The 25,537-nt window shown below is 71.4% G+C and carries 23 protein-coding genes; 9 read left to right on the top strand and 14 right to left on the bottom strand.

The genetic code is table 11. The annotated features are described in order from the left end of the window. Nucleotides 1-123: 123 nt before the first annotated feature. From KQY30_RS25045 to KQY30_RS25055, 3 genes are all read left to right on the top strand, one after another. The gene (locus KQY30_RS25045) at nucleotides 124-738 is read left to right on the top strand and encodes a hypothetical protein (RefSeq protein WP_217308759.1); all 615 of its coding nucleotides are present in this window, start codon (nucleotides 124-126) and stop codon (nucleotides 736-738) included. Nucleotides 739-928: 190 nt separating this feature from the next. Beyond that, on the top strand, nucleotides 929-2,341 hold the full coding sequence (locus KQY30_RS25050; RefSeq protein WP_217308760.1) for a tannase/feruloyl esterase family alpha/beta hydrolase: 1,413 nt from the start codon (nucleotides 929-931) through the stop codon (nucleotides 2,339-2,341). 51 nt (nucleotides 2,342-2,392) lie between these two features. Next, a complete protein-coding gene (locus tag KQY30_RS25055) occupies nucleotides 2,393-3,217 on the top strand; it encodes a hypothetical protein (RefSeq protein ID WP_217308761.1) in 825 nt (274 codons plus the stop codon). Nucleotides 3,218-3,226: 9 nt separating this feature from the next. Here the strand turns inward: KQY30_RS25055 and KQY30_RS25060 are convergent, their stop codons facing one another. From KQY30_RS25060 to KQY30_RS25070, 3 genes are all read right to left on the bottom strand, one after another. After that, complete coding sequence (locus KQY30_RS25060; RefSeq protein ID WP_254407685.1) at nucleotides 3,227-4,801, bottom strand: GAF domain-containing protein; 1,575 nt, start codon at nucleotides 4,799-4,801, stop codon at nucleotides 3,227-3,229. A gap of 751 nt (nucleotides 4,802-5,552) precedes the next feature. Next, the gene (locus KQY30_RS25065) at nucleotides 5,553-6,596 is read right to left on the bottom strand and encodes a rod shape-determining protein (RefSeq protein ID WP_217308763.1); all 1,044 of its coding nucleotides are present in this window, start codon (nucleotides 6,594-6,596) and stop codon (nucleotides 5,553-5,555) included. A gap of 174 nt (nucleotides 6,597-6,770) precedes the next feature. Further along, nucleotides 6,771-7,382 (bottom strand): hypothetical protein, encoded by a 612-nt coding sequence (locus KQY30_RS25070; RefSeq protein ID WP_217308764.1) that lies wholly within the window; start codon nucleotides 7,380-7,382, stop codon nucleotides 6,771-6,773. A gap of 439 nt (nucleotides 7,383-7,821) precedes the next feature. Here KQY30_RS25070 and KQY30_RS25075 point away from each other — a divergent pair, with 439 nt between their 5' ends. Next, on the top strand, nucleotides 7,822-8,601 hold the full coding sequence (locus KQY30_RS25075) for a hypothetical protein (RefSeq protein ID WP_217308765.1): 780 nt from the start codon (nucleotides 7,822-7,824) through the stop codon (nucleotides 8,599-8,601). A gap of 123 nt (nucleotides 8,602-8,724) precedes the next feature. Here KQY30_RS25075 and KQY30_RS25080 read toward each other — a convergent pair whose 3' ends face one another. Then, entirely contained in the window at nucleotides 8,725-9,162 is a 438-nt protein-coding gene (locus tag KQY30_RS25080) for a MarR family winged helix-turn-helix transcriptional regulator (protein WP_217308766.1), read from the bottom strand. Between the two features lie 176 nt (nucleotides 9,163-9,338). Between KQY30_RS25080 and KQY30_RS25085 the strand changes: the two genes are divergently transcribed. Next, nucleotides 9,339-9,767 carry an organic hydroperoxide resistance protein gene (locus KQY30_RS25085; protein ID WP_217308767.1) on the top strand — a complete coding sequence of 143 codons (429 nt, stop codon included), beginning with the start codon at nucleotides 9,339-9,341 and terminating at the stop codon, nucleotides 9,765-9,767. 197 nt (nucleotides 9,768-9,964) lie between these two features. On the opposite strand, the gene KQY30_RS25090 is transcribed toward KQY30_RS25085, so the two are convergent. Next, nucleotides 9,965-12,535 carry a M14 family zinc carboxypeptidase gene (locus KQY30_RS25090; RefSeq protein WP_217308768.1) on the bottom strand — a complete coding sequence of 857 codons (2,571 nt, stop codon included), beginning with the start codon at nucleotides 12,533-12,535 and terminating at the stop codon, nucleotides 9,965-9,967. A 146-nt stretch (nucleotides 12,536-12,681) separates the two neighbouring features. Here KQY30_RS25090 and KQY30_RS25095 point away from each other — a divergent pair, with 146 nt between their 5' ends. Beyond that, nucleotides 12,682-13,473, top strand: a complete 792-nt coding sequence (locus KQY30_RS25095; protein WP_217308769.1) for an EI24 domain-containing protein — start codon at nucleotides 12,682-12,684, stop codon at nucleotides 13,471-13,473. A gap of 43 nt (nucleotides 13,474-13,516) precedes the next feature. Here KQY30_RS25095 and KQY30_RS25100 read toward each other — a convergent pair whose 3' ends face one another. From KQY30_RS25100 to KQY30_RS25110, 3 genes are all read right to left on the bottom strand, one after another. Then, nucleotides 13,517-14,818, bottom strand: coding sequence for a pyroglutamyl peptidase (locus KQY30_RS25100; RefSeq protein ID WP_217308770.1), 1,302 nt, complete (start codon nucleotides 14,816-14,818; stop codon nucleotides 13,517-13,519). 104 nt (nucleotides 14,819-14,922) lie between these two features. Continuing rightward, nucleotides 14,923-15,894: an aldose epimerase family protein gene (locus KQY30_RS25105; RefSeq protein WP_217311308.1), complete on the bottom strand. Its 972-nt coding sequence runs from the start codon at nucleotides 15,892-15,894 to the stop codon at nucleotides 14,923-14,925. A 132-nt stretch (nucleotides 15,895-16,026) separates the two neighbouring features. Then, nucleotides 16,027-16,989 (bottom strand): SGNH/GDSL hydrolase family protein, encoded by a 963-nt coding sequence (locus KQY30_RS25110; protein WP_217308771.1) that lies wholly within the window; start codon nucleotides 16,987-16,989, stop codon nucleotides 16,027-16,029. A 368-nt stretch (nucleotides 16,990-17,357) separates the two neighbouring features. Here KQY30_RS25110 and KQY30_RS25115 point away from each other — a divergent pair, with 368 nt between their 5' ends. Both KQY30_RS25115 and KQY30_RS25120 read left to right on the top strand, forming a co-directional pair. Further along, nucleotides 17,358-17,852 carry a DUF3145 domain-containing protein gene (locus KQY30_RS25115; protein ID WP_046502808.1) on the top strand — a complete coding sequence of 165 codons (495 nt, stop codon included), beginning with the start codon at nucleotides 17,358-17,360 and terminating at the stop codon, nucleotides 17,850-17,852. A 99-nt stretch (nucleotides 17,853-17,951) separates the two neighbouring features. Further along, on the top strand, nucleotides 17,952-18,827 hold the full coding sequence (locus KQY30_RS25120; RefSeq protein ID WP_217308772.1) for an NAD(P)-dependent oxidoreductase: 876 nt from the start codon (nucleotides 17,952-17,954) through the stop codon (nucleotides 18,825-18,827). Nucleotides 18,828-19,013: 186 nt separating this feature from the next. Here the strand turns inward: KQY30_RS25120 and fabF are convergent, their stop codons facing one another. The 5 genes from fabF to KQY30_RS25145 all read right to left on the bottom strand — a co-directional run bounded on the left by fabF (nucleotide 19,014) and on the right by KQY30_RS25145 (nucleotide 23,926). Further along, nucleotides 19,014-20,276, bottom strand: coding sequence for a beta-ketoacyl-ACP synthase II (gene fabF, locus KQY30_RS25125; protein ID WP_217308773.1), 1,263 nt, complete (start codon nucleotides 20,274-20,276; stop codon nucleotides 19,014-19,016). A gap of 87 nt (nucleotides 20,277-20,363) precedes the next feature. Next, nucleotides 20,364-20,615: an acyl carrier protein gene (locus tag KQY30_RS25130; RefSeq protein ID WP_046502803.1), complete on the bottom strand. Its 252-nt coding sequence runs from the start codon at nucleotides 20,613-20,615 to the stop codon at nucleotides 20,364-20,366. Nucleotides 20,616-20,681: 66 nt separating this feature from the next. Further along, nucleotides 20,682-21,683 (bottom strand): ketoacyl-ACP synthase III, encoded by a 1,002-nt coding sequence (locus KQY30_RS25135; protein WP_046502801.1) that lies wholly within the window; start codon nucleotides 21,681-21,683, stop codon nucleotides 20,682-20,684. 12 nt (nucleotides 21,684-21,695) lie between these two features. Then, a complete protein-coding gene (locus tag KQY30_RS25140; protein ID WP_217308774.1) occupies nucleotides 21,696-22,637 on the bottom strand; it encodes an ACP S-malonyltransferase in 942 nt (313 codons plus the stop codon). A gap of 89 nt (nucleotides 22,638-22,726) precedes the next feature. After that, nucleotides 22,727-23,926, bottom strand: a complete 1,200-nt coding sequence (locus KQY30_RS25145) for a CdaR family transcriptional regulator (RefSeq protein WP_217308775.1) — start codon at nucleotides 23,924-23,926, stop codon at nucleotides 22,727-22,729. Nucleotides 23,927-23,965: 39 nt separating this feature from the next. On the opposite strand from KQY30_RS25145, the gene KQY30_RS25150 reads away from it, so the two are divergent. Beyond that, nucleotides 23,966-24,646 (top strand): pirin family protein, encoded by a 681-nt coding sequence (locus KQY30_RS25150; protein ID WP_217308776.1) that lies wholly within the window; start codon nucleotides 23,966-23,968, stop codon nucleotides 24,644-24,646. A gap of 49 nt (nucleotides 24,647-24,695) precedes the next feature. On the opposite strand, the gene KQY30_RS25155 is transcribed toward KQY30_RS25150, so the two are convergent. Beyond that, nucleotides 24,696-25,520, bottom strand: coding sequence for a serine hydrolase (locus KQY30_RS25155; protein ID WP_217308777.1), 825 nt, complete (start codon nucleotides 25,518-25,520; stop codon nucleotides 24,696-24,698). Nucleotides 25,521-25,537 lie beyond the last annotated feature (17 nt).

Raw genomic sequence — 25,537 nt, forward strand, 5'->3', positions numbered from 1 at the left:
GTCCGGCTGTCTGGCGGAAACCATTCCGTGGGTTCGCGGCGTCCCTGTCTTCGCCCGAACCGGAGAGGCTTTCAGGAGCCTCACCATGCTGCTTCACCACGCTGCCCAAGGGGACTTGATCCGATGACGCGCACCCGTACTCGTACCCGCTCCGGTAGACGCACCGGCAGACGCACCCACCCGCTGCGGGCGGTGGCCATGGCGCCCCTGGCCCTGGTCGCGGTCCTCGCGCTCCAGGGGTGCCAGGCGCTGGATGACGAGCCCGACCCGGCTCCGACCACGAGCGATGCCCCGAGCAGCCCGACGGTGCCGGCGGAGCAGCCGCCGGAGGAGCCCGCGGCGAGCCCGGCCGCGAGCCCTTCGAGCGCGGTGGACACCGGCGATCCCTGTGCGATCGTCACGCAGGCGGAGGCCGAGAAGCTGGCCGACTCGAAGCTCAACCCGGCCAAGCCCCTTGCCGAGACGTGCACCTACACCGGTCTGGCCTCCGGTCCCTCGGCCCAGGTGGAGGTCTTCATCGCGGACACCGCGCGGAACTACCTCGACGCCGAACGCGGCATCGGCCACGACCTGAGCCCGCTCTCCGGCATCGGCGAGGAGGCGTATCTGGAGGACGGCTCGGTCTTCTTCCGCACGTCCGAGCAGTGGTTCTCCATACGGCTCGTGCGCTCGGTGCCCCCGGAGGAGACTCGCAAGCCCCTGGAAGACCTGGCGCGTACGGTCGCCGGCCGCCTCTGATCCGGCTGCCCCCACCCCCGGGCCACCAGGACCGGGGGTGGGCGGCGACCAGGACCAGATGTGGGCGGCGACGCCATGTTCCGCGGCTCGGAACTATGGGCCGTCCACATGGTTTGACCCTTGAGGGGCGCTGACGATGTGCGCCATGGCAGTGATGGAGCGTACGGGTCAAGCCAATCGGAGGGGATTCATGCGGGTGAGAACAGGCGTCACCGTGGTGGCCGCCATGGTGCTGGCGGTGGTCACGGCGACCGGGGCAGGGGCCGCGCCGCCCGGGTCCGCGTCCGTGTCCGCGGCATCGGAGAAGGCCGCGGCGTCGGAGAAGAACGGGGCGCCGTGCGGTGGGCGCGAGCGGGTGGCGGTGCCCGGGGCGGAGTTCCAGAGCACGGCCTGTCTGCCGGATCTGACCAGCACGGCCCTCGCCGGTACGCAGTACACCGACTCCACCGACTGGTCGCCGCTCTTCGCGCAGGGCACCAAGAACCCCACCGGTGTGCCCGGTGTCCAGATCGACGGCTACTTCCCCGACTCCTCGCGGCTCAACGCCACCCACGGCTGGAAGCACGACGCCCAGTTCGTGATCCGGCTGCCCGACCGCTGGAACGGCGGGCTCGTGGTGACCGGCGCGCCCGGCACCCGTAAGCAGTACTCGCTCGACCCGCTGATCTCCGACTGGGTGCTGGCCCAGGGGTACGCGTTCGCCTCGACCGACAAGGGCAACAACGGCCCCGACTTCTACACGGACGGCACCCGGCCCGGGGACGCGGTCGTCGAGTGGAACCGCCGTACCACCGAGCTGACGCGCGCCGCCCGCAAGGCCGTCCAGCGCGCGTACGGGCACGCCCCGCGCCGTACGTATATGACCGGAACGTCCAACGGCGGCTATCTGACCCGCTGGCAGCTCGAAAACCATCCCGAGCTGTACGACGGCGGAGTGGACTGGGAGGGCGTGCTCTGGACCGGGGGCGGCCCCAATCTCCTCACCTATCTGCCGACCACGGTCGCGTACCAGGCGGGGCAGGCGGGGGCCGACGAGATGTACGAGGCCGGGTTCGCGCGGGGCAGCGAGTTCCTCTGGCCGTACCACCAGACCGCCTACTGGGGGCTGACGCAGAAGGTCTACCGGGCCGAGTTCGATCCCACGTACGACCCCAACTGCCCCGGTGCCTCGGCCGGTTCGACGACCGCGGAGATCCTCGCGCCCTGCGCCTCGGACGCTTCGTACGACTATGCCTCCCGGCCGCGCTCCGTGCACCGGGCCGTCGAACGCGTCGCGCTGACCGGCAGGATCGGCAAGCCGATGATCACGCTCCAGGGCTCGCTGGACACACTGCTGCCGATCGCCACCGACTCGGACGTCTACACGCGCATGATCAAGGACCAACACCGGGCCGGGCTGCACCGCTACTACACGGTCGAGGGCGGGACGCATGTCGACGGGCTGTACGACAGTTATCCGGACCGGCTGCGTCCGATCCTGCCGTGCTACCGGAGCGCGTTCACGGCGCTGACCCAGTGGGTCGAGCGCGGGGCGGCGCCGCCGTCGAGCCGTACCGTACCGAGGCCCGCCTCCGGGGACGTGGTCAACTCCTGCGTACTGTGAGCCGGGTCCCCCGTCGGAGCCGACGTCCCCTCGATTCCTGTCAGGAGCACCGTGTCCGCGCTGCCGCACCGGCTTCTCTATGTCACCGATCTCGGCTACGAGGCCAAGGGGCGCAGGTACTGCGACGAGGACATCCGGCTCTCCGCCCGGCTGCGCCGCGACTTCGCCGTCGCGCTCTGCCATCCGCTCGACGCGGCGCGGCTGATGGCGTCCTTCGACGCGGTCGTGGTGCGCAACAGCGGGCCGGTGCTGCACTACCAGGAGGCGTACGACGCCTTCCGTGAGCAGGCGCGTGCGGCCGGGACCCGGGTCTACAACCCGCTCACCGGGCGGGCCGACATGACGGGCAAGCGGTATCTGGCGGAGCTGAGCGCCGCCGGATACCCGGTCATACCGACCGTCGAGCGCGCCGAGGACCTCGGGCTGCTGCCGGAGGCGGAGATGTACGTCGTGAAGCCGCGGGCGGGCGCGGACTCGATCGGGATGGAGTTCGTGCCGGGGGAGCGGCTGGCGGACGTCGTCCTCGGCGAGGTGCTGGTGCAGCCGCGGATACCGTTCCGCTACGAGGTCTCGTTCTATTTCGTCGACCGGGACTTCCAGTACGCCCTGTACGCGCCGGACCCCGGGCGGCGGTGGGAGCTGGAACGGTACGAGCCGGGGGCCGCGGATCTGGAGTTCGCGCGCCGGTTCATCGACTGGAACACGCTGGAACACGGCATACAGCGCGTGGACGCCTGCCGTGCGCCGGACGGGGAACTGCTGCTCGTTGAGCTGGAGGACCTCAATCCGTATCTGTCGCTGGACCTGGTGGACGAGGGGACGCGGGAGGCGTTCGCGGTACGGATGACGGCGTCGCTGCGGGATGTGCTGCGATGAGGAAGGTCGTCAGCGGGGGGACTCCCAGGTCAGGGTGGTGTCCCGGGCGCCGTCCTCGCGCAGGCCGTCGTCCCTGACGGTCAGCCGTACGCCCGTCCGGCCGTCCGGCAGCTCCGCCGTCGCGTCGACCTGCACCTCGATCGCCGTCACGCCCTCCCGGCGGTGGGCGGCGGCGAGGGCGCCGCGCAACTGGGCCAGGAGCCGGCGGCCGACCGGTTCGCCGACGAGCGTGTCCACCGGGCCCGTGAAGTGGACGGACGGCCTGAAGCCCAGCAGGACCGCCGCGCCGTCCGTCTCGCGCAGCACCTTGCCCCGTACGCTCGTCGGCGCGTCGGCGGGGGGCTGCTGGAGCGCGAAGATGGTGGTCCGTACCTCCTGGATGGTGGAGTCCAGTTCATCGACGGCGCGGCCCAGCAGTTCGTCCAGGCCGGTCGAGGCAGCACGCCGTCTGGTCGACTCCAGCATCATTTCGGTCGCGAAGAGGCGCTGGACGACCAGATCGTGCAGATCGCGGGCGATCCGGTCGCGGTCCTCGTACACCGCGAGCCGCTCGCGGTTGTGCTGGTGGTCCGCCAGCACGAGCGCGAGCGCGGCCTGCGAGGCGAACTGGGTGGCCAGCAGCCGGTCCACCGCGCTGTACGGACGGCCGCCGTGCCGGCGCGGCAGGGCGAGGGTGCCGATCAGCTTGCCGCCGCTCTGGAGGGGCAGCATCATGCTCGGGCCGAAACGGGACCGTACATGGGTGGTCATCCGGGGGTCGGTCGACGAGTCCTCGATGAAGACGGGCTCGCCGCCGAGGAGTTGGACGAGCACGGGAGAACCGGGCTCGATGACCGTACCGACGATGCCGGCCGGGTCGCCGACCGTGGACGCGGCGACGATCTCCATCCCGCCCTCGTCGGTGGGCTGGAGCACGACACCGGCATGGGCGTCGGCGAGGAGGCGGGCGGACTCGGCGACGGTCATGAGCGCGTCGGCCGCGTTCTCGCCGCGCAGCAGGGCCGTGGTGACGGCGGCGGCGCCCTTGATCCAGCGCTCGCGGCGGCGGGTCGATCCGTACAGACGGGCGTTGCCGATCGCGATACCGGCCTGGGAGGCGAGTACGCCGAGCAGTTCCTGGTCCTGCTCGGTGAAGGGGCCGCTCCGCTTCTCGGCGAGATAGAGGCTGCCCAGGACAACGGTGTCGACCTGGACGGGAACGCCGAGGAAGGAGCGCATCCGGGGGTGGCCGGGGAGGCTGCCGGAGAACCGGGGGTCGGCGGTCAGATCGTCCAGCCTGATCGGCCGCGCGTCCTTGATGAGCGCGCCGAGGAGGCCGCCGCGGCCCTCGGGGAGGTGTCCGATGCGCTTGCGGTCGCTGTCGCTGAGCCCGGCGGTGAACAGCTCGGTGAGCCGGCCGCGCTCGGGGTCGACGACGCCGAGGGCGCCGTAGCGGGCGCCGATGAGTTCGGTGGCGGTGTCGACGATGTGCTGAAGGGCGGGCCGCAGCTCAAGCTCGGTCCCGATGCCGAGGACGGCCTCCAGCAGAGCGGGCAGCAGGGGCTCGGCGGCGATGTCGTCGATGGGGGTGCCGTCGCCGGACACGGGCCTGGCCCGCTCGTTCCGGACGACGGGGCCGGCGTCGCCGGGGTCCGTGGCGGGGTTCCTGGCGGGGTCCGTGGTGGGGTTCACGGCTGGGTCCTTCGCGCTTCCGGGGCCTACGTCGTGGGTCCCTGGGGCGCGGTCTCCGGCCGTGGGGTGTATGTCCTCGGGCTCCGGGCCTCGGTCTCCGGGCGCCGGACCGCGGCCTCCCGCCGCCGGGCTGGCGGCTTGAGCCGCTGATTCTGTGTCGCTGGTGCGCTTGTCCGGCCGCGTCCCGGCCGCCGCCGGGCCTGCGTCGTCGGCTCCGGGCCTTGGGCGTCGGTCTCCGGCCGCTGGGTTTGCGGCTTGGGCTGCCGATCCCGGGTCGCTGTTGCGCTTGTCCGGGCTCACCCCGGCCGCCGGGGCCACGTCGTCGGTCCCTGGGCCCCGGCCTCCGGCCGTCGGGCTTATGCCCTCGGGCCCTCGGTTCTTCTTCCCGGGCTCGGGGGCCATGCGCCCGGAGGACTTGGCGGCCGTGCCGTTTCCGGGCCTTCCGGCTGCCGGTCTCCGGCCCCCGGCCGCAGGCGCTGGATCCGGCCCTGGATCTGGATCGATCCCGGCCGTCGGCCACGCGGCTTCCGCGCCCGCGCCCGGGCCCCGGCCCGGTCCGCCGGGCCCCCGGGCCTCCCCCCTGGCCCCCTCGCGGCTCTCTTTCGTCATCGCAGTGCCTCGCCTGCCCGTGCGCCGTCGGCCGCGGGCCCGCGGGCGTGATCGGTCAGCGGATCACCGGGAGCGGGTTCAGGACCAATGGCTGGATCTTTCCCTCCAGCATGGCACCGAGGCCCAGTACCGCGCAGATGTCGGGGCGTTCCGCGATCGCCACCGGCATGCCCGTCGCGTTGCGGAGCATCTCGTCGAGGCCCGGCATCAGCGCGCTGCCGCCGACCATCGTGATTCCGCCGTCCGCGAGGTCGGCCACCAGATCGGGCGGGCAGTCCCTCAGCACCTTGCCGATGCCGTCGAGCACGGCCGTCAGCGGGGAGTAGATCGCGTCCCGTACCGCCGCGGTGTCCACCAGCACCGAGCGGGCGACGCCGGTCGCCACGTCACGGCCGTGGATCTCGGTGGTGCTGGGGCCGTACGAGGTGAGGCCGTTGTCGCTGAGCGCCACTTGCAGCGGGCGTACGGACTGGCTGGGCAGCAGCAGCTCGTGCTGGTGCCGCAGATGCTGGATCACCGCGTGGTCGATCGCGTTGCCGCCGACCGGGATCCGCTGCGCCGTGACGATCGCCCCTAGCGAGAGCACCGCGACCTGCGTGGTCGCCGCGCCGCACACCATGATCATGGTCGCGGTGGGCTGCTCCACCGGCAGTCCGCAGCCGACAGCGGCGGCGATCAGCGTGTCGACCAGTTCGACCCGGCGCGCCCCCAGGCCGACCAGCGTCTCCACCGCAGCACGCTGGGCGAGCGGGTCGCTGTCGTGCGGCGTGGACGCGGCGGCGCGCAGCCGCGGCTTGCGGCGCAACTGGCGGCGGAGCTTGTCGCCGAGGAGATGACGGAGCATCCGCTGCGCCATCTCGATATCGACGACCGTTCCGCCCGAGACCGGCCGGACAACTCTGATGTAGTCCGGGGTACGGCCCGTCATCTGTTCGGCGAGTGCGCCCACCGCGATGAGCGCGCCCGTGCGGGTGTTCATGGCGGCGACGCTCGGTTCGTCGACCACGAGCCCCGCCCCTTTGACAAAGACCCGGGTCCTGGCGGCCCCCAGGTCGACGGCGATATGGCAACGTCGCAACTGCTCAAGACTGACGGTCACGGCAGGGTCTCCCGAGAGCGCTGATGGGGGTCACCGGCGGCCGCCGGCCCTGTTCGCATCGTGCGGCGGCGGCCCCCGCGGCGCGCGCTGGGCTGCGCCGCTCGGGCGTACGTAGTTGACGCCGTCCCGGGGCGCCTCACCGGTGTGCCGGGCCCCTCCGCCACTGCCCGGTCCTCAGGCGGCGCCCGGGCCGTTCGGCTCCGCGGACCAGTTCTGGAGCAGCCCCCAGGTGAAATCCGCCACGCCGGGACCGCCACCCGGGAGAGTGAACGCCAGCCGCATCCTGGTCGGGGCGGTGCCCTGCATCGGCCGGGCCGGCGGAAACGCCCGCGCGACCTCGTCGACCGTGCAGCACCACGGACGCAGATCCTCCCCGGTGCGCAGTTCCGGGCCGGCTTCCCCGGGTGCCCGCACCAGCCACTCGTTCCAGACCGCCCCGCCCGGCGCCACCATCACCTCGAACCGCAGACCGGGCCAGAGCGGTACGGGCCAGAGCAGGGCGTCGCACTCCAGATCGCCGACGGTCCGACGGAAGGTCAGTTCCGGTTCACCGAGGACGGAACGGTAGCGGGACAGCGCTCCACGGGCGCGGGGCGCGCGCACCATCGCCTGCCAGCGGCGGTTCGCCTCGCGCATCCCGGCCAGGGAGACGCCCAGTTCCTTGCGGGCGTCGTCGACGAGTTCCGGCTGATGGTCGGCCATGCGGCGCAGCAGGACGAGCTGGAAGTCGAGGGGGCCGAACGGGGCGCCGGAGGCACGGGAGGCGTTGGACGTCATACGGGCCATCCTGCCGGGTGCGTGCGTGTGGAGGCGCACATCCGCATGCGCGCACGGACGGGGACGGCGCCGCCCGGACCGGGTCCGAGGCGCCCGCGCGGACCGGGCCGAAGCGAGCCGCGCGGACCGGGCCGAAGCGAGCCGCGCGGACCGGGCCGAGGGCGTGTCTTGTCGATCGGGCAAGATCGGCGAGACACCCCCTCGGCACGTCGCGCGGACACAGTCCGACATGGGGCGGCATGGACCGGCATAGGCGGACCCGCGTGCCGGTCCGGAAGAGGCCGCGAGACTGGATTCCTGGTGCGACACGCCCAGGAAAGGGCAGTTCACACAAGACCCTCACAGGCTCGTCTATGCGCGTCGCCCCTGCCCCGCATAATCTGCGGGGCGCCATGGACTACTGCGACCAGTGCCGACGGCACCTCAACGGAGCACTGGCGTGCGCCGGATGCGGAACCCCCGCCGAGGTGCTGGGGCGCCAAGCACCACCCCCACCCCCGGGCCGCACCACAGCCGCCGCCCGGGACAGGGCGCCGGGGGCGAAGAAGATGACGGAGAGTACGGGGACGGGGACGCACCGGAGGATGAGCTGGTCCTGACCGGCCGCCATCCCGAGCCGCCGGAACCGGCCCGGCGCCGCAAGGCCTCGCGCCGCCGCAAGGCCGCGCCCCGGCCCCGTACCAAACCGCGCCGGGCGCGCAGCAGACGCGGACGCAGGGTGCTGATAGCCACCTTGGGCGTGGTGCTCGCGCTCGCCACGCTGAGTCTGGCCGAACTGGCCATGGAGTCGTCGGACCCGGACCGTGCCACCGCCGTGAAGGAGGAGAAGCCGGTCGACTTCGACGGCGGCCCCGACGACACGGAACGGCCCGCGGTCCCCTCCGACCCCGGGCCCGCGCCGTCCGAGGAGTCCGGCACGGGCGGTACGGGCGGCTCCGCGAGCCCGGGTGCCGGTGGCGCCAGTGGTGCGGCGGGTACGGGGGCGCCCGGCGGCGCCGAGGCGTCCGCGTCCTCCTCGGCGTCGCAGGGCGAGTCGGGGGAGGACCGCCCGGCCCCCTCCGAGTCGGGCTCACCCGGCCCCGGCGGTTCCGCGTCCGGGTCGCCCGGACCGTCGCAGCCCACCGGGAGCCCCACGTCGGGCAGCCCGACGACCACACCGGCCCCGCCGCCACCGCCCGAGCCGGACCCGGAGCCGACCGACAGTTGCTGGCTCTTCATCTGCTTCTGACCCCGGCACCCGAGTTCTGACTCCCGGTACCGGAGTTCTGACCCCGGCACCGGAATTCTCACTTCGGCAATGGAGTTCTGACCCCCGGCCCCCGGGACACACCACCCGCGAGCGGTACGCCCGTTACGCCGTATCCTCGCCCAGCATCCGCCTCAGCAGATCCCTCAGCACCCGCCGCTCCTCCTCCGACAGCCCGGCGAGCGGCTCCCGCGCGAAGACCCCCAGTGAGTCCCGCAGCAGCGCACCGGTCACCCGCCCCCGCTCGGTGACGGCCGCCAGCTTGACCCGCCGGTCGGCCGGGTCCGGGCGGCGTTCCACCAGTTCCCGCGCTTCGAGCCGGTCCACGATGCCGGTGACATTGGACGGCTCGCACTTCAGCTTCTGCGCGATCCGGCGCATGGGCATCGGTTCCAGGGAAAGAAGCGCCAGTACGCGCGCCTGCGCGCCGGTGAGGGAGTGCTTGGCCGCCGCCCGGTCGTACTCCTCGTAGTAGCGGGACACGGCCGCACCGATCAGCTCGATGACGTCGAGGGTCAATGGGTCCGCGCGTGTAGTGGCCATGGTCACGAGCATAACCATTTACTTGACAGCATGAAATATTCAGCGGCATCGTTGTTTCAGTTGCTGAAGTATTTTGGTACCGGAAAAATGATCGTTACTCTGAGCGGATAGGCTCGTCTCAGGCCGTCGCGGTCCGTGGGCGCGAGCCGCGGCGTACAACAGGAGGAACGCACCGCATGAGCATCCAAGAGATCGATGTCCTCTACACCGCCGTCGCCACCGCTGAGAACGGCCGTGACGGCCGGGTCTCCAGCGATGACGGCAAGCTCGACGTCGTCGTCAACCCGCCCAAGGAGCTGGGCGGCAGCGGCGCCGGGACCAACCCCGAGCAGCTCTTCGCCGCCGGTTACAGCGCCTGCTTCCAGGGCGCGCTCGGTGTGGTCGCGCGCAAGGCGAAGGCCGACATCTCCGGCTCCACGGTGACGGCCAAGGTCAGCTTCGGCAAGACCGAGGCCGGCGGTTTCGGCCTCGCGGTCGAGCTGACGGCGTCCATCCCGAATGTGGACGAGGCCACCGCCAAGGATCTGCTGGAGCAGGCGCACCAGGTGTGCCCGTACTCCAACGCGACCCGTGGCAACATCAAGGTCGAGCTGTCGGTCGCCTGACCCGCGATCGCGCGGCGGCACCCTGACAACAGCGCGTACCGCACCACCCGAACGACTTCAGCACCCGAACGACCCCAGCACCTGGACGACTTCAGCGTCTGAACGGTTTCAGCATGTGAACGACCGAGGGCCGGACCCCACTTGGGGCCCGGCCCTCGGGCTCTGAGCGGCAGGGCTCCGGCCAGGAGCCCTACGGCTTACACCGCCGAAGCCAGCAGCGCCCGGCCCACCTGCGCGAACACGCCCTTCGGGTGGTCACGGAAGAGCGGTTCGGTGCCGAACAGCACAACCGGCGCCCCCTGCGCGGACGTTCCGCTCACGATCGAGGCCTTGCCCGCCGCGTCCGTGGGCCCGCCCGTACCGCTGCCGTTCGCCCGCCAGTGGCCCGAGACCAGCGGGTTGCCGCCGCCGTACGACTGGTCGGCCCGCACCCCCGGTCCCAGGTCGGTGAACCAGCGCGGCGAGTAGACGAAGGTGTGCGGCAGCGCGCCGCCGGTGACCGGGCCGCCCGCGTTGGTCACCCGTACCACCCCGTTGGCATCGCCGTTGCCCGCCACCGCCTTGGCCGCGAGCAGGCCCGCCGCCGTATTGAAGGCGGCGCCGGCCGAGCCGAGGCCGACCACTCGGCCGCCCCCGGCGAGGAATCCGTTCAGCGCCTCGCGCGCGGCCGGGTTGAGCCCGCTGTACTGGAGACCGGAGGAGACATACAGCGCATCGGCCGCCGACCAGTCGAAGCCCGCGTTCAGCACCGCGGTCGACACCGGCACCACGTCGAAGCCCATCTCGCCCAGACCGGCCAGCTCCCCGGGCGTCACCGCCGCCGCGACCCGCGTACGGTGCAGCGCGCCGGTGCCCTTCTCCTTCGTCGCCGCGAAGACGACGCCGTACCGGTCGGCGAGGACGACGGCCTGGCGGCGCGCCGACGAGGGCACGATCGCGGAGCCGTCGGCGGCCCGCCGTACGTTCACGCCCTGCGCCAGCAGGGAGTTGAGGGCGGCCAGTTCCCTCGGGTCGTCCAGGCGCAGCCGCAGATCGCCATGGCCCCGACTGCCGCCCGCCACCGACCCGGTGGGCGCCGCGGAATCGACCGTACGACCGGGCACGTGCAGCCCGCCGTTCACCGTCGCCACCTTGTCGACGCTCGCACCCCACAGCAGCCCGAGGCTCCACCCCGAGATGTCGTACATGGTGGAGACGTCCGCGCTGATGTCACGGCCCTCGGACAGGATCACATTGGCGATCCCGCGCTTGGACTGGTGCATGTCGACGACATACGAACCCGCCGGATACGAACGCCCCGCCAGCCGGAAGCCGGCGACCGCCCGCTCCACCCGTACGTCATTGGCGATGAGATGGTCCACCAGTCGGGCCGCCGCGGTCGCGGAGCGCTGGCCCTCGCCCGCCGGGATCACATAGGCCCGCGGGAACGTCGTCGTGTACACGTCCTCAGGACCGATGCCCGGCACCCCCGGCACGGTCTCCTCGGAGACCGGCCGCTGGGCCTCGCCCGCCGCGCCCCGCCGGAAGGTCTCGATCTGGTCGGCGATCAGCGACGCGCGGTGCTCATAGGTGTAGGTGAGGGTCGCGCGCATCGCCGCGCCCGCGACATCGGTGTTGATCGCGGACCGGCGGCGCAGTTCCTCGACCGGGAGCGAATCGTACGACGCGTTGTTGACCCGCATGGGGATCTCGACGGTGTGCGAGGCCACCGCGCCCTGGAACGCCATGTACTGCGGAGTGAAGATCGGCGGCCAGTCGTCCCAGCCCTCCTGCTGGTCGCGGAAGGGGATGACGGGCGGCTCGACACCGTCCTTCTCGGGGGTGTAGCCGAGGTCGTTCACCGCCTTCTCCATGCCGAGGGCGTTGGCGTAGGTGTTCTTCAGGAACAGGTCGTACTCGTAGTTCTCGCCGTGCGGCGGAGTCGTCGGCTCGATTAGCGTGCCATTGACATAGCCGTGCAGATCGAGCATTACGGCCGGCTGCTTGTCGATGGCGATCTGCCGCATCGCGCGCGTCTCGGGCTGTGAGCCGGTGATGAAGTCCCGGTTCAGATCGAAGCTGTTGCCGTTGGCGCGGGTGCCGGCGATCCGGCCGTCCGGATTGGCGGTCACATTGAGATAGATCCGGTTCCTGGCGAGCAGATCGCCGGTCCTGGCGTCCTTCGCCTTCGCCAGCTCCTCGATGAGCTTGAGGGCCGCGTCGGTGCCCTCCCACTCGTTGCCGTGGATGTTGTTGTTGATGAAGACCGGGGTCTTGTACGACGACTTGATCCCGCGGTCCTTGGCGGCGGCCGCGGGGGAGTTCTCGATCAGCTCGCGCATCCGGTCCTGCTCGCGGGCCTCGCGCGCGCTCTCGGGGGCGGTGACGGTGACGAGATACAGCTCATGTCCGCCCGCGGAGCGGCCCGTCACCTCCACACTGACGCGATTGCCCAGCTTCTGGAGGGCGTTGAGGCGGGGTGCGAGCGAGTGGTACGGGGTGAGGCCGAGCTTGATCGCCTTGTCGGCCGGGTTCTCGGGGGGTGTGGTGAGGACGGTACGGCGGGGGTAGCCGCCGTCCTTGTGCGGCGTGGGGGTGGTGAGCGCGGTCAGCGGGGCCGCGCCGAACGCCGTGCCGTCGGCGGACGCCGCTGCCGGGCCGCCCTTCTCCCGCACGGGGTGCGGCACTTGGGCGGTGTGCCCCGGAGCGGCGGTGGCGGGGAGCGGGGCGAGCAGCAGAGCACCGGCCGTAACGGCGGTGGTCAGCAGGACGGGTCTGGGTATCCCCATACGTCTGTACCCTCCGAGCTTTTTGGGAAATGATCAAAAGTGATCACTGGTGGCGAGAATCGATCGGCGCTGATCGGTATGCAGGGTTTACAGGGTGTGCGCCAGAACGACAAGAGGGCGTCCAGCCCGTGGGTAGGGTGAACCCCATGCATGATCTCGGGGCCGGCTTCGGCTACTTGATGAAGGGCCAGCGGTGGGTCGCCCGCCACGGCAAGTGGCTCGGTTTCGGGCTGCTGCCCGGTCTGGTCACCTTGGTGCTGTACGCGGGCGCGCTCGTCGCGCTCTTCTACGGCGCCGACGATCTGACGGCCTGGGCCACCCCCTTCGCCGACGACTGGTCCTCGCCCTGGCTGGGCCTCTTCCGGGGCTTTCTGACCGCGCTGCTCTTCGCTCTCGGGCTCTTCCTCGCGGTGATCACCTTCACCGCCGCGACCCTGCTGATCGGCCAGCCCTTCTACGAGTCGCTCTCCGAGGCGGTCGACCGCGCCGAGGGCGGCGAGGTCCCCGAGTCGGGCCTGCCGCTCTGGCGCGAGCTGCTGATCTCCGCCCGGGACAGCCTGCGGATCCTGGTGCGGGTGACGCTGTACGGAGTGCTGCTCTTCGCACTCGGCTTCATCCCGGTGATCGGGCAGACCGTCATTCCCGTACTCGGCTTCTGTGTGTCCGGCTTCTTCCTGACGGAGGAGCTGACGGCGGTGGCGCTCCAGCGGCGCGGCATCGAGCTGAAGGAGCGGCTCGCGCTGCTCCGGGGCCGCCGGATGCTGGCGCTCGGCTTCGGCGTTCCGCTCACCCTCGCCTTTCTCGTACCGCTCGTGGCCGTGTTCCTGATGCCGGGCGCGGTGGCCGGGGCGACGCTGATGGCCCGCGAACTGGCGGACGTACCGGAGGGCGGCGAGGGTGCGCCCCACACGGGCGCACCCCTCACCCTCGACAAATAGGCGTGGTCCGGCCGTCGGCCGGGCCGAGGAGGCTCCGGCCGGGTCAGGAAGCCCCGGCGGCCACCGCGATGATCGACCTGATCTGGGCGATGATGTCGAGCCGGTTCTGTACGAATTCGGGGTCGGTCACCGTGCCCGTCGCCGGATCGGTGTTCCCCGCCCCGAACTGGAGGACCGGCGTGTGCACATGCCCGCCCGGGATCTCCAGGCCCAGCCGGTCGCGCAGCAGCGTCGCCCGGTAGGCGATCTCATTGGAGAGATAGTCCCCGCCGCCGCCCGCGCGGGCGGCGGAACCGGGCGTGGGCCCGTCGGGCCGTACCACCGGAGCGGTCGCGCCCGCCGGGATCTCGGTCACCGAGGTGTTGTCGTACACCGGGAACCGGCCGGTGTCCGCCGCCGTGATCGCCTGGTACGGCAGGCTGGTCACCGTCCACTGCGGCTGCGACGCGGGATCCGTCACCGGGACCAGCCCCGTCTCCCCGACGTTCTCGTTGTCCCCGAACCCGCCACGCCAGGCGCCGTTGAAGCGCTCGACATCGATCCGGCCCACCCGGCCCTGGCTCACCGTCGTGAAGAGATCGGCCTTCGACAGCGGTCCGCGCAGGGCCCGTTCGACCGTGCCGTCGGCGAAGTCCCGCCAGCGGACCGGGAAGACGGCCGTCTCGATCCTGGCGGGCCCGTCGGCGGTGCTGATGACCGTGCCGTCCAGCGCGAGCGCGGTCGCCCCCGACGGATTGCTGATCCGGATGTCGCGGTCCAGCGTGAACGGGTCGAAGCCCGTCATCACGATCCGCTTGAGGCCCCGGTGGCCCTTCCCGGCGGGGAAGTCCATGGAGTCCTGGCCGCGCGAGGAGCGCTCCAGCTTCCCGATCAGGGCCGAGCGCGCCGCCTCGGTGAGCCGGAACCCCGGCTCCCACGCGCGCAGTTCACGGGTCAGCCCGAGCCGTGCCCAGTACAGAGGCCGGTCGTCGTCCCGGCTCAGATCGCCGAGAGCGGGACCGCGCCCCTGCGCCCGGTCCACCGCCCGCTGCCACAGCCGTGCCCCCTCGCGCCCCACGGTCCGCTCGGCCTCGGCGTACGAGCCGGCGCGGCGCAGCGACCGTACGAACTCCGGTGCCACCGCGTCGAATCCGCTGCGCCGCAGGATCTCCTGCGGCACGGCACCGTCGAGGCGCTGCTCCTCCACGGTGAACGCCGCCGCGGCCGGGGCGGGTTGGGCCGGCCGGGCGCCGGCGAGCGGGGGCGGGGCGGTGAGGACGAGCGTGGCGGCGGTGAGCAGGACAAGCCCTGACAGGTCCGGGCGTATCCGTCCTCGTGTCCATATCCGTACACCTATACGGCTCATGGGCCTCATGAGTCTCACGGGAGTCCTTCCGGTTCGGGTGGCGGAAGTATCGCCTCCGTACCGGCTTCCTAATCCTGACGCCACCGTGGAGGCTCAGGGACGAGTCAGCGCACTCCGAAGCGGTACGTCGTCGCCGAGCGGAACACCTCGCCCGGGCGCAGCACCGTGTCCGGGAACGCGGGACGGTTGGGGGAGTCCGGGAAGTGCTGGGTCTCCAGCGCGATCCCGTCCCCCGGACCGTACGGCCTGCCGTCGAAGTGGTCCCCGGTGTAGAGCTGGAGCCCGGGCTCGGTCGTGGTCACGGTCAGCACCCGCCCCGACGCCGGGTCGTACAGCTCCGCCGCCGGATCGTCCCCGTCCAGCACGAAGTTGTGGTCGTAGCCGATGCCCACCGGGCGCGGCTTGCGGAAGTCGAAACGCGTGCCGTCGACCGGTGCCAGCTCCCCGGTCGGCAGCGCCGCCGCGTCCACGGGGGTGATCCGGCCCGCCGCGATCCGCAGTTCGTGCCCGGCGGCGCTGCCACTGCCCGCGCCGCCCAGATTCCAGTAGGTGTGGTTCGTCAGATTGACCGGCGTCGGGGAGTCCGTGACCGCGCGGTACGAGATCGTCAGCGCCCCGTCCGGCTCCAGCGCGTAGGTCGCCGAGACCTCCAGCCGGCCGGGGAATCCCTCCTCGCCGTCCGGGCTGGTCCGCGACAGCCGTACGCCGTGGTCACCGGCCCGCTCCGCGTTCCAGACCCGCCGGTCGAAGCCCCGCTCACCGCCGTGCAGTGTGTTCGGGCCGTCGTTGGGCACGAGCCGGTGTGTCCGCCCGTCCAGGGTGAACGAAGCGCTCGCGATGCGGTTCGCGTACCGCCCGACCAGCGCCCCGAAGTACGGTCCGCGCGAGCCCAGATAGCCCGCCACATCGGCGAAGCCGAGTGCCACATTGGCGGTCGTCCCGTCCCGCCCGGGGATCTCCACCGACTGCACGACACCGCCGTACGTCAGCAGATCCACCCGGGTCCCGGCGCGCTCCAGGGTCCACCGGTCGACGGGCGTACCGTCGGGGGCCGCACCGACCCGCTCCGTGCTCATGACAGTCACGAACGAGCACCCTACGCCGGAGCGGCGCGGGCGGCTACGGAGCCTCGGCACGGGCCGCCCACCCGCCGGTCACCCACTGCCGTCCCCCGGGCCACCGGCCATTTACTGTCGTCGGGCCACCGGTCACGCGGGCGGGTTCGCGGCGGTGATGTTGCGGTACGCGATCTCCGCGAGCCGGCTCTGCCCGTTCTTGCTCGGATGGAACCAGTCCCAGTGGCTGAGCTGCTCGCCGGTGAAGCGGTAGTCGAAGACGGCGCCGCCGTCGTACCGGCAGCGCAGGTCCTTCGCGCACACCTCGCCGAGCACCTTGTTGTACGCCACGACCCGCTCGTACACCTGGTCCCTGCGGCGCTGCGCGCGCTCGCTCATGTCCTGCGAGTCCCCGAGCATCGACGCGCAGATCCCCAGCTTCCAGATCTGCCGGCCCAGCGGATTGCCCCGCCCGGTCGACCAGAGGCGCTTGAGATCCGGCACGCTCGACACATACACCTGCGCCTTGGGCGCCCCCGCGCGCAACTGGCGCATCGACGCCTCGAACGAGGTCCGGAAGTCGTCGACCGACGTCATCTGCTTCGGCGAGTCACGGCAGGCGTCATTGGCACCGACCATGACCGTGACCAGCTCGGGCGCGTGCTGCGCGGCCTGGGCCATCTGGCCGGGCAGGTCGGACATCCGGGCGCCCGTCATCGCCAGGTTCCAGCTCCGCTGCTGCACCGCGGGCGCGCCGAGCAGCCGCAGTGAGAGACTCCGCACCTCCGCGTCCGTACCGGTCGACCACGACACCTCCGGGCAGTCCGCCAGCACCACACAGGCGTCGAAACCACGGGTGATCGAGTCACCGACCGCGGCCACCGAGGACGGGCTGCGGTCCCAGACGGGGGTGGGGCGCGGGGAGGGGCTGGTGCGCTTGGCGGCGGCGTCGGGCGAGGCACCGCCGAGGGAGTCGCAGCCGGCCAGCAGACCGGTCCCGGCGAGCACCGCGGCGGTGACGGCGGCGAGCCCGGCGCGCGAGCGGCGCCGTGCCGTGCCCGCGCCGGTACGCTCGCGGTCGCCGCGGCGGCCCCGGCTCCGAAGGCTGTTGTGCATATGGCCCCTCCCCGGTGGCTCCTCTGGCGATGTCTGCCGAAGCGTGTCTGTGCCTGTCGGTGCGTGTCTGTTGCCTGTCGGCGCTTGTTGGTGTCTTCGGTGCTCGTTGAAGTTTCGCGTCCTCAGGCTTCCGGCGGCGTCCTGCCGAGTGAAAGCTTCGCGCATATCGGGCCCGGGACCGACCGTACGTCACCCCGGGCACCCCGCCGCACGGTAGTTTTTCCCACGTCGAACCAGAGGCGCCTGATCTCTTCGGCTCCGGTAAATTACATCACGTCACAAGCTGTCCCTTTTGCGGAGTTTCACTCCCGATGCTGTTTACTGAGGCCGCTGGGAATGGCGAACCTCGTCCCACACTGGAGGTCCCGGTGACGACACGTGGAGTTCTGTACATTCACTCCGCACCGCGCGCGATGTGCCCGCACGTCGAATGGGCGGTGGCCGGGGTGCTCGGTCTGCGCGTCCAGCTCGACTGGATCCGCCAGCCGGCCTCGCCCGGCACCTGGCGGGCCGAGGTCTCCTGGAAGGGCCGTCCCGGCACCGCCTCCAAGCTCGCCTCCGCCCTGCGCGGCTGGCAGATGCTCCGTTTCGAGGTGACCGCCGAGCCCTGTCCGACCGCCGAGGGCGAGCGCTACAGCGCCACGCCCGACCTGGGCATCTTCCACGCCGTCACCGGAATGCACGGCGACATCCTGGTCCCCGAGGACCGGCTGCGCGCCGCGCTCGCCCGCGCCCAGCAGGGCGAGACACAGCTTGAGGCGGAGATCGCCAAGCTGCTCGGCAAGCCGTGGGACGACGAGCTGGAACCGTTCCGGTACGCCGGCGAGGGCGCCCCGGTCCGCTGGTTGCACCAGGTCGTTTGAGCGACCGCACCAGGTCCTGTGACCGACCGCACCAGGCTGTGTGAGCGGTTGCACAAGATCGTGTGAGCGCCCGGCACCACTTGGTCCTACGGTGGTCCCATGGCTGATCAACTCGTAGTAGCAGTCCTCGGCACGGGCATCATGGGCACCGCGATGGCCCGCAACCTCTGCCGCACCGGACATGACGTCCGGGTCTGGAACCGTACCCCCGCCAAGGCCGAAGCCCTGGTCTCCGACGGCGCGCGGTTCGCCACGACTCCCGCCGAGGCCGTGACCGGCGCGGATGTCGTCATCACCATGCTGTACGACGGGCCCGCCACCCTGGAAGCCATGACGGCCGCGGGGCCCGGTCTGCGTCCCGGCGCCATCTGGCTCCAGTCCACCACCGCCGGTGTCGAGGCCATCTCCCCGCTGGCCGATCTGGCCCGTCAGCAGGGACTGGTCTTCGTGGACGCGCCCGTGCTCGGGACCAGGGGGCCCGCAGAGAGCGGGCAGTTGCTGGTTCTGGCGGCGGGCCCCGAGGAGGCGCGCGGGCCGCTCGCCTCCGTACTCGACGCCGTCGGCAGCCGTACGGTCTGGCTCGGCGAGGACGGCAGCACCGCGGCGGCCACCCGGCTCAAGCTGGTGTGCAATAGCTGGGCACTGGCGCTCACCTCCGGCACGGCCGAGGCGCTCGCACTCGCCAAGGGACTGGGCGTCGACCCGCGCCACTTCCTGGACGCCGTCTCGGGCGGCGGTCTGGACTGCGGCTATCTGCACGCCAAGGCCAAGGTGATCATGGACGACGACTACGAGCCGAGTTTCACGGTCACCACGGCGGCCAAGGACGCCCGGCTGATCGTCGAGGCGGGTGCGGCGGAGGGCGTACGGCTGGACCTCGCGGAGGCGAGCGCGGAAAGGTTCCGCCGGGCGGAGGAACAGGGCCACGGCGAGGACGACATGGCGGCTTCGTACTTCGCCAGCTTCAAGGGCTGACCCCCGGACCCGGGGCGCCCGGGGCCAGGCATCCGGACCCGGGCACCCTGACACCTGGACCCGGGCGGTCGGACACCCGGACCCGGGCTCCCCGACATCCGGACCCGGCCCCCGGACACACGACCGCCGGACGGGCTCAGTGCGTTGAGTCCGTCCGGCGATCGGGAAGGTGGGGCGGCGTGGCGGTCAGACCGTACGGAGCGCCAGTACGACGTTGTGGCCGCCGAAGCCGAACGAGTTGTTGATCGCCGCGATCGTGCCGGCGGGCAGCTCGCGGGAGGTGTCGCGCACGATGTCCGCGTCGACATCCTCGTCGAGGTCGTCCACATTGATCGTCGGCGGCGCCACCCGGTGGTAGAGCGCGAGGACCGTCGCCACGGTCTCGATACCGCCCGCGCCGCCCAGCAGATGACCCGTCATCGACTTCGTGGCGGAGACGGCGACATGGTCCAGATCGTCGCCCAGGACCCGGCGCAGCGCCTTGACCTCGGCGACATCGCCCTGCGGCGTGGACGTCGCGTGCGCGTTGAGGTGCGCGATCTCGGCGGGCTTGAGGTCGGTGTTGTCGAGCAGGTTCTCCATGGCCTTCGCGATGCCGCGGCCGGTGGGCTCGGGCTGGGCGATGTGGTGGGCGTCGGAGGACAGGCCCTGGCCCAGCACCTCGCAGTAGATCCGCGCACCGCGCGCCGCGGCGTGCTCGGCCGACTCCAGGACGATCACACCCGCGCCCTCGCCGAGGACGAAGCCGTCGCGCGCGGTGTCATAGGGGCGGGAGGCCTTGGTGGGCTCGTCGTTGTTCTTCGACATCGCCATCATGTTGGCGAACGCGGCGACCGGCAGCGGGTGGATGGCCGCTTCCGTGCCACCGGCGACGACCACATCGGCGCGGCCGGTACGGATCATCTCGACGGCGTACCCGATGGCTTCCGCGCCCGACGCGCAGGCCGAGACCGGAGTGTGCACACCCGCGCGGGCGCCCACTTCCAGACTGACATTGGCGGAGGGGCTGTTCGGCATCAGCATCGGCACGGTGTGCGGGGACACCCGGCGCTCGCCGCGCTCCTTCAGCACGTCGTACTGGTCGAGCAGAGTGGTGACGCCGCCGATTCCGGAGGCGATCACGGTGCCGAGGCGGTCGGGGTCGACGGCGGTGTCCTCGCCGGCCTTGGCCGTGTAACCCGCGTCCGCCCATGCCTCCCGGGCCGCGATCAGCGCGAACTGCGCCGAGCGGTCCAGCCTGCGGGCCAGCGGACGGGGCAGTACATCGCCCGGGTCGACCGCCGCCACGGCGGCGATACGGACCGGCAGACCGGCGAACCGCTCGTCTTCGAGCGGGCGGACCCCGGAGCGGCCCGCGAGCAGACCTTCCCAGGTCGATGCGCTGTCGCCACCCAGTGGTGTGGTTGCGCCGATACCGGTGACGACCACGGTGCGATTGGTCGAGCTCACTGGAATTCTTTCTCCACGTGTAGAGGGTGCTGAATTTTTACGGCGCCACCACCGGGTGGCGGATGCCGCGCGATCCGGTCAGGCGGGTCAGGCGGCCTGGTGCTTCGCGATGTAGTCGGCGGCGTCGCCGACCGTCTTCAGGTTCTTGACGTCGTCGTCCGGGATCTTGACGTCGAAGCGCTCTTCGGCGGCGACGACGACCTCGACCATGGACAGCGAGTCGACGTCCAGGTCGTCGGTGAAGGACTTGTCCAACTGGACGTCCTCGACCGGGATACCGGCGATCTCGTTCACGATCTCGGCGAGACCGTCGACGATCTCTTCCAGGGTGGCGGCCATGTGGGCGCTCCTTCGATTGTACGCAGAGGGATATATCGGAACACGCTCCGGAAAGATCCGGTGTGCCTAGGGGAGGGTAACGACCGTCGCGGCATAGACGAGACCCGCCCCGAAGCCAATGACGAGCGCGGTGTCGCCGCTCTTCGCCTGTCCGGTCGCCAGAAGCCGCTCCATGGCGAGCGGGATCGAGGCGGCCGAGGTGTTGCCGGTGGTCTCCACGTCACGGGCGACCGTGACGCTGTCCGGCAGCTTCAGAGTCTTCACCATCGAGTCGATGATCCGCATATTGGCCTGGTGCGGAATGAAGACATCCAGGTCTTCCGAGGTGATTCCGGCCGCGTCCAGCGCCTGCTGGGCGACCTTCGCCATCTCGAAGACGGCCCAGCGGAAGACGGCCTGGCCCTCCTGCGTGATGGCCGGGAACTTCTCCACTGTGCCGTCGCGGTAATCGTCCCACGGCACGGTCTGCTTGATGGTGTCCGACTTGTCGCCCTCCGAGCCCCAGACCGTCGGTCCGATCATCGGCTCCTTGGCGGGGCCGACCACGACCGCGCCCGCGCCGTCGCCGAACAGGAAGGCCGTGGCGCGGTCCTCAAGGTCCGTCAGATCGGAGAGCCGCTCCACCCCGATCACCAGGACATGCTCGGCCGAGCCCTCGACGACCATGCCCTTGGCGAGGGTCAGCCCGTATCCGAAGCCGGCGCAGCCGGCGGAGATGTCGAACGCGGCCGGCTTGCCCGCGCCGATCTTGTCGGCGATCTCGGTCGCGACGGCGGGGGTCTGCTTGAAGTGCGAGACGGTCGAGACCACCACGGCGTCGATCTGCCCCGGGGAGATCCCGGCGTCCGCGATGGCCTTGCCGGACGCCTCGATGGACATCGCGGCGACGGTCTCCTCGGGCGAGGCCCAGTGGCGGGTGGCGATTCCGGAGCGGGAGCGGATCCACTCGTCGGACGAGTCGATCTTTTCGAGGATCACCTCGTTGGGCACGATACGGGTCGGGCGGTAGCCTCCTACGCCCATGATGCGCGCGTACGGGGCGCCCTTGCTGGGCTTGATCTTCGACATGCTCTCTGGCTCCTATTCGGCCGAGGAGGAGTGCTCGGCGATCAGCGTGCGGGCCGCGTCGAGATGGTCCGGGGTCTTCAGCGCGAGGGTCTTCACACCGGGCAGCGCCCGCTTGGCGAGACCGGTGAGGGTCCCGCCGGGGCACAGCTCGATCAGCGCGGTCACACCCCGCTCCTGGAAAGTCTCCATGCACAGGTCCCAGCGGACCGGATTGGCGACCTGACCGACCAGGCGCGTCACGATTTCGGCGCCCGTGCCGACGGCCTGCCCGTCCCGGTTCGAGACGTACGGCACGGCCGGATCGGCGACGTCCAGACCGGCGGTGGCCACTTCGAGCTTGGCGACCGCAGGGGCCATGTGGTGCGTGTGGAACGCCCCGGCGACCTTGAGGGCCACCACCTTGCGTACGCCCTCGGGCTTGTCCGCCTCCAGCGCGGCGAGCTGCTCCATGGTGCCCGCGGCCACCATCTGACCGGCGCCGTTCACATTCGCCGGTGTCAGACCGAGCTTCTCCAGATGGGCGACAGTGATGTCGGGATCCCCGCCGAGAAGGGCCGACATACCGGTCGCGGTGATCGCCGCGGCTTCCGCCATGGCCAGACCACGGGCCCGTACCAGCGCCAACGCCGCGTCGTCGGAGAGCACTCCGGCCAGCGCGGTCGCGGCCAGTTCGCCCACGCTGTGCCCGGCCGTGGCGCCGACCTCGCGCGCCACGTCCCCGGTGGTGGGGAAGAGCTGACGGGCCGACAGCAGCGCGGCGGCGACCAGCAGCGGCTGGGCGACCGCGGTGTCACGGATCTCGTCCGCGTCGGCGTCCGTGCCGTAGTGGACCAGATCCAGGTCGATGGCGGCCGACCAGGCCCGCAGCCGGTCTTCGGCACCGGGCAGTTCGAGCCAGGGAGTCAGGAAGCCGGGCGTCTGAGCGCCTTGGCCGGGAGCGACGAGTACGAGCACTCTCACACTCTCTCTTGTGGACGGGCCGGATAGCCCGTGATGACAAGGACGAAGAACCGTCAGGGGAATTGTTGGAGTACGACAAAAGTCTAGGTCTGGGGGTCTCCGTCGGCCAGACGCCCCAAGATGAGCGCAATCCGCAGGGTGAACGCGGATCGGACATCGGAGGGTGACCATCCGGTGACGTCAGTCACACGTCGGAGCCGGTAGCGCACGGTGTTGGGGTGAACGAAGAGCATCCTGGCCGCACCCTCAAGGCTGCTCGCCTGCTCCAGATAGACACTCAGAGTCTCCAGCAGCGCCGAGCCCGCCTCTTCAAGCGGTCTGTAGATCTCCTCCACCAACTGCTCACGAGCGGCAGGGTCTGAGGCGATGGCACGCTCCGGCAGGAGATCGTCCGCGAGCACCGGACGGGGTGCGTCCTGCCAGGCGAAGCACGCCTTCAGCCCGGCGGCGGCGGCCTGGGCCGACCTGGTGGCGGCCAGCAGATCGGGCACGATCGGGCCCGCGACGACCGGGCCCGCGGCGTACGGGCCGATCAGCGCCTTGGCGACCTGGAGCGGATTGTCGCTGCCGCCCGCGATCACCACGAGCCGGTCGCCGAGGACCCCGGTGAGGACCTGGAGCTTGGCGTGCCGGGCGGCCCGCCGGATCGCCTCGACGGTCAGTTCGCTGTCGCCGTCGGGGGCGGTGCCGAGCAGAACGCAGACATGTTCGGGGGAGTTCCAGCCGAGGGCGGCGGCCCGGGAGACCGCGCCCTCGTCGGCCTCGCCGGAGAGCACCGCGTTCACCACGAGCGATTCCAGCCGGGCGTCCCAGGCGCCGCGGGCCTCGGCGGCCTGCGCGTACACCTGGGCGGTGGCGAAGGCGATCTCCCGCGCGTAGACGAGCAGCGCCTCGCGCAGCGCGGACTCGTCGCCGGGCGCCGCGACCTCCTCGATTGCGGTCTCCATGACCTCGATGGTCGTCCGTACCATCTCGACGGTCTGGCGCAGGGTGATCGCCCTGGTCAGCTCACGCGGCGCGGTGCCGAACACATCGGTGGAGATGGCCTGCGGGGTCTCCGGGTGGCGGAACCACTCGGTGAACGCGGCGATTCCGGCCTGGGCCACCAGCCCGATCCAGGAACGGTTCTCCGGGGGCATCGCGCGGTACCACGGCAGCGTCTCGTCCATGCGGGCGATGGCGTTCGCGGCGAGACGTCCCGAGGACTGCTCCAGCCGGCGCAGTGTCGCCGGATGCGGATGGGGTTCGTTCGAGGGTTCAGGCACGGGACAAGAGTGCCTCATCCCGACAGCACGCCGATGGCTCGGGGCTACCGTTGAGCTGTGATTCTCGTACGGCGCGCAGCGCAGCGGTATGCCGGTGGTGACCCCGGCGCGGGCATCGAGTCCCTGCACGCCTTCTCGTTCGGGCGGTTCTACGATCCGGACAATCTCCGCTTCGGCGCGGTCCTCGCCTGCAACGAGGAGCGGCTCGCGCCGGGGGCCGGGTTCGGTGAACACCCGCACAGCCATACGGAGATCGTCACCTGGGTCGTCGAGGGCGAGCTGACCCACCGCGACTCGGCCGGGCACGCCGCGGTCGTCCGCGCGGGCGATGTCCAGCGGCTCGGCGCGGGCGGCGGGGTGCGGCACGTGGAGCGCAACGACGGCGACCGCCCGCTGGTCTTCGTACAGATGTGGCTCGCACCACTGGAGCCGGGCGGTGAGCCACGGTACGAGATCGTCCGCGGCATCGCCGACTCCACGCCGTACGCCCTCCCACAGGCCGGGGCGATGCTGCATGTACGACGGCTGTGCGACGGCGAGCGCACCGCGGTGCCGGACGCGCGGTTCGTGTACGTGCATGTGGTGCGCGGCGGGATACGGCTCGACGGGCCGGGCGGGGAAGCGAGTGCCGGGGCCGAGCTGAGCCCTGGTGATTCGGCGCGGGTCACGGACGCGGAGGGGCTCGAACTGACCGCGGGTCCGGCGGCGGAGGTGCTGATCTGGGAGATGTCGGGCTGAGCCGCCCCGCAGCCGAGCGCTTTCGTGCCCGACCGGCCCGGTGTTCCGGTCAGGCCGCGGGCGTGCGCAGCTCGGTGAGTATCGCGTCCGTGAAGGGCGGCCACGCCTCCACCGCCCAGGGCCCGAACGCCCGGTCCGCCAGCGCCACACACGCGGCCCCCGCGTCCGGGTCGATCCACAGGAACGTACCGGACTGCCCGAAGTGCCCGAACGTACGCGGCGACGACAACGCGCCCGTCCAGTGCGGGGACTTGGCGTCCCGGATCTCGAAGCCCAGCCCCCAGTCGTTGTTCCTCTGGTGGCCGTAGCCGGGCAGCACACCCGACAGCCCCGGATGCACGACGCTCATCGCCTCCAGCACCGTGCGCGGGTCGAGCAGCCGGGGTGCCTGGACCTCCGCCGCGAACCGCACCAGATCGTCGACCGTCGAGACGGCGTCCCTGGCCGGCGAGCCCTCGAAAGTGGTCGAGGTCATGCCCAGCGGTTCGAACACCGCCTCGCGCAGATAGTCCGCGAAGGGGATCTCGGTGGCCTTGGCCACATGGTCGCCGAGCACCTCGAAGCCCGCGTTGGAGTAGAGCCTGCGCGTACCGGGCGCGCCGGCCGCGCGGTGCTGGTCGAAGGCGAGACCGCTGGTGTGCGCGAGGAGATGGCGAACGGTGGAGCCCTCGGGCCCGGCCGGTTCGTCCAGGTCGACGGCGCCCTCCTCGTACGCCACCAGCACCGCGTACGCGGCGAGCGGCTTGGTCACGGAGGCGAGCGCGAAGCGCCGCGACGTCGGGCCGTACGACCCGGCGACGCTGCCGTCCGCTCGTACGACGGCGGCCGCCGCGGTGGTCACCGGCCAGTTCTCGATCAGCGCCAGGCTCTGCATGGCACAGAGCGTAGAGG

The sequence above is a fragment of the Streptomyces sp. GMY02 genome (genome assembly GCF_019056675.1).
Taxonomy (GTDB): domain Bacteria; phylum Actinomycetota; class Actinomycetes; order Streptomycetales; family Streptomycetaceae; genus Streptomyces; species Streptomyces odonnellii.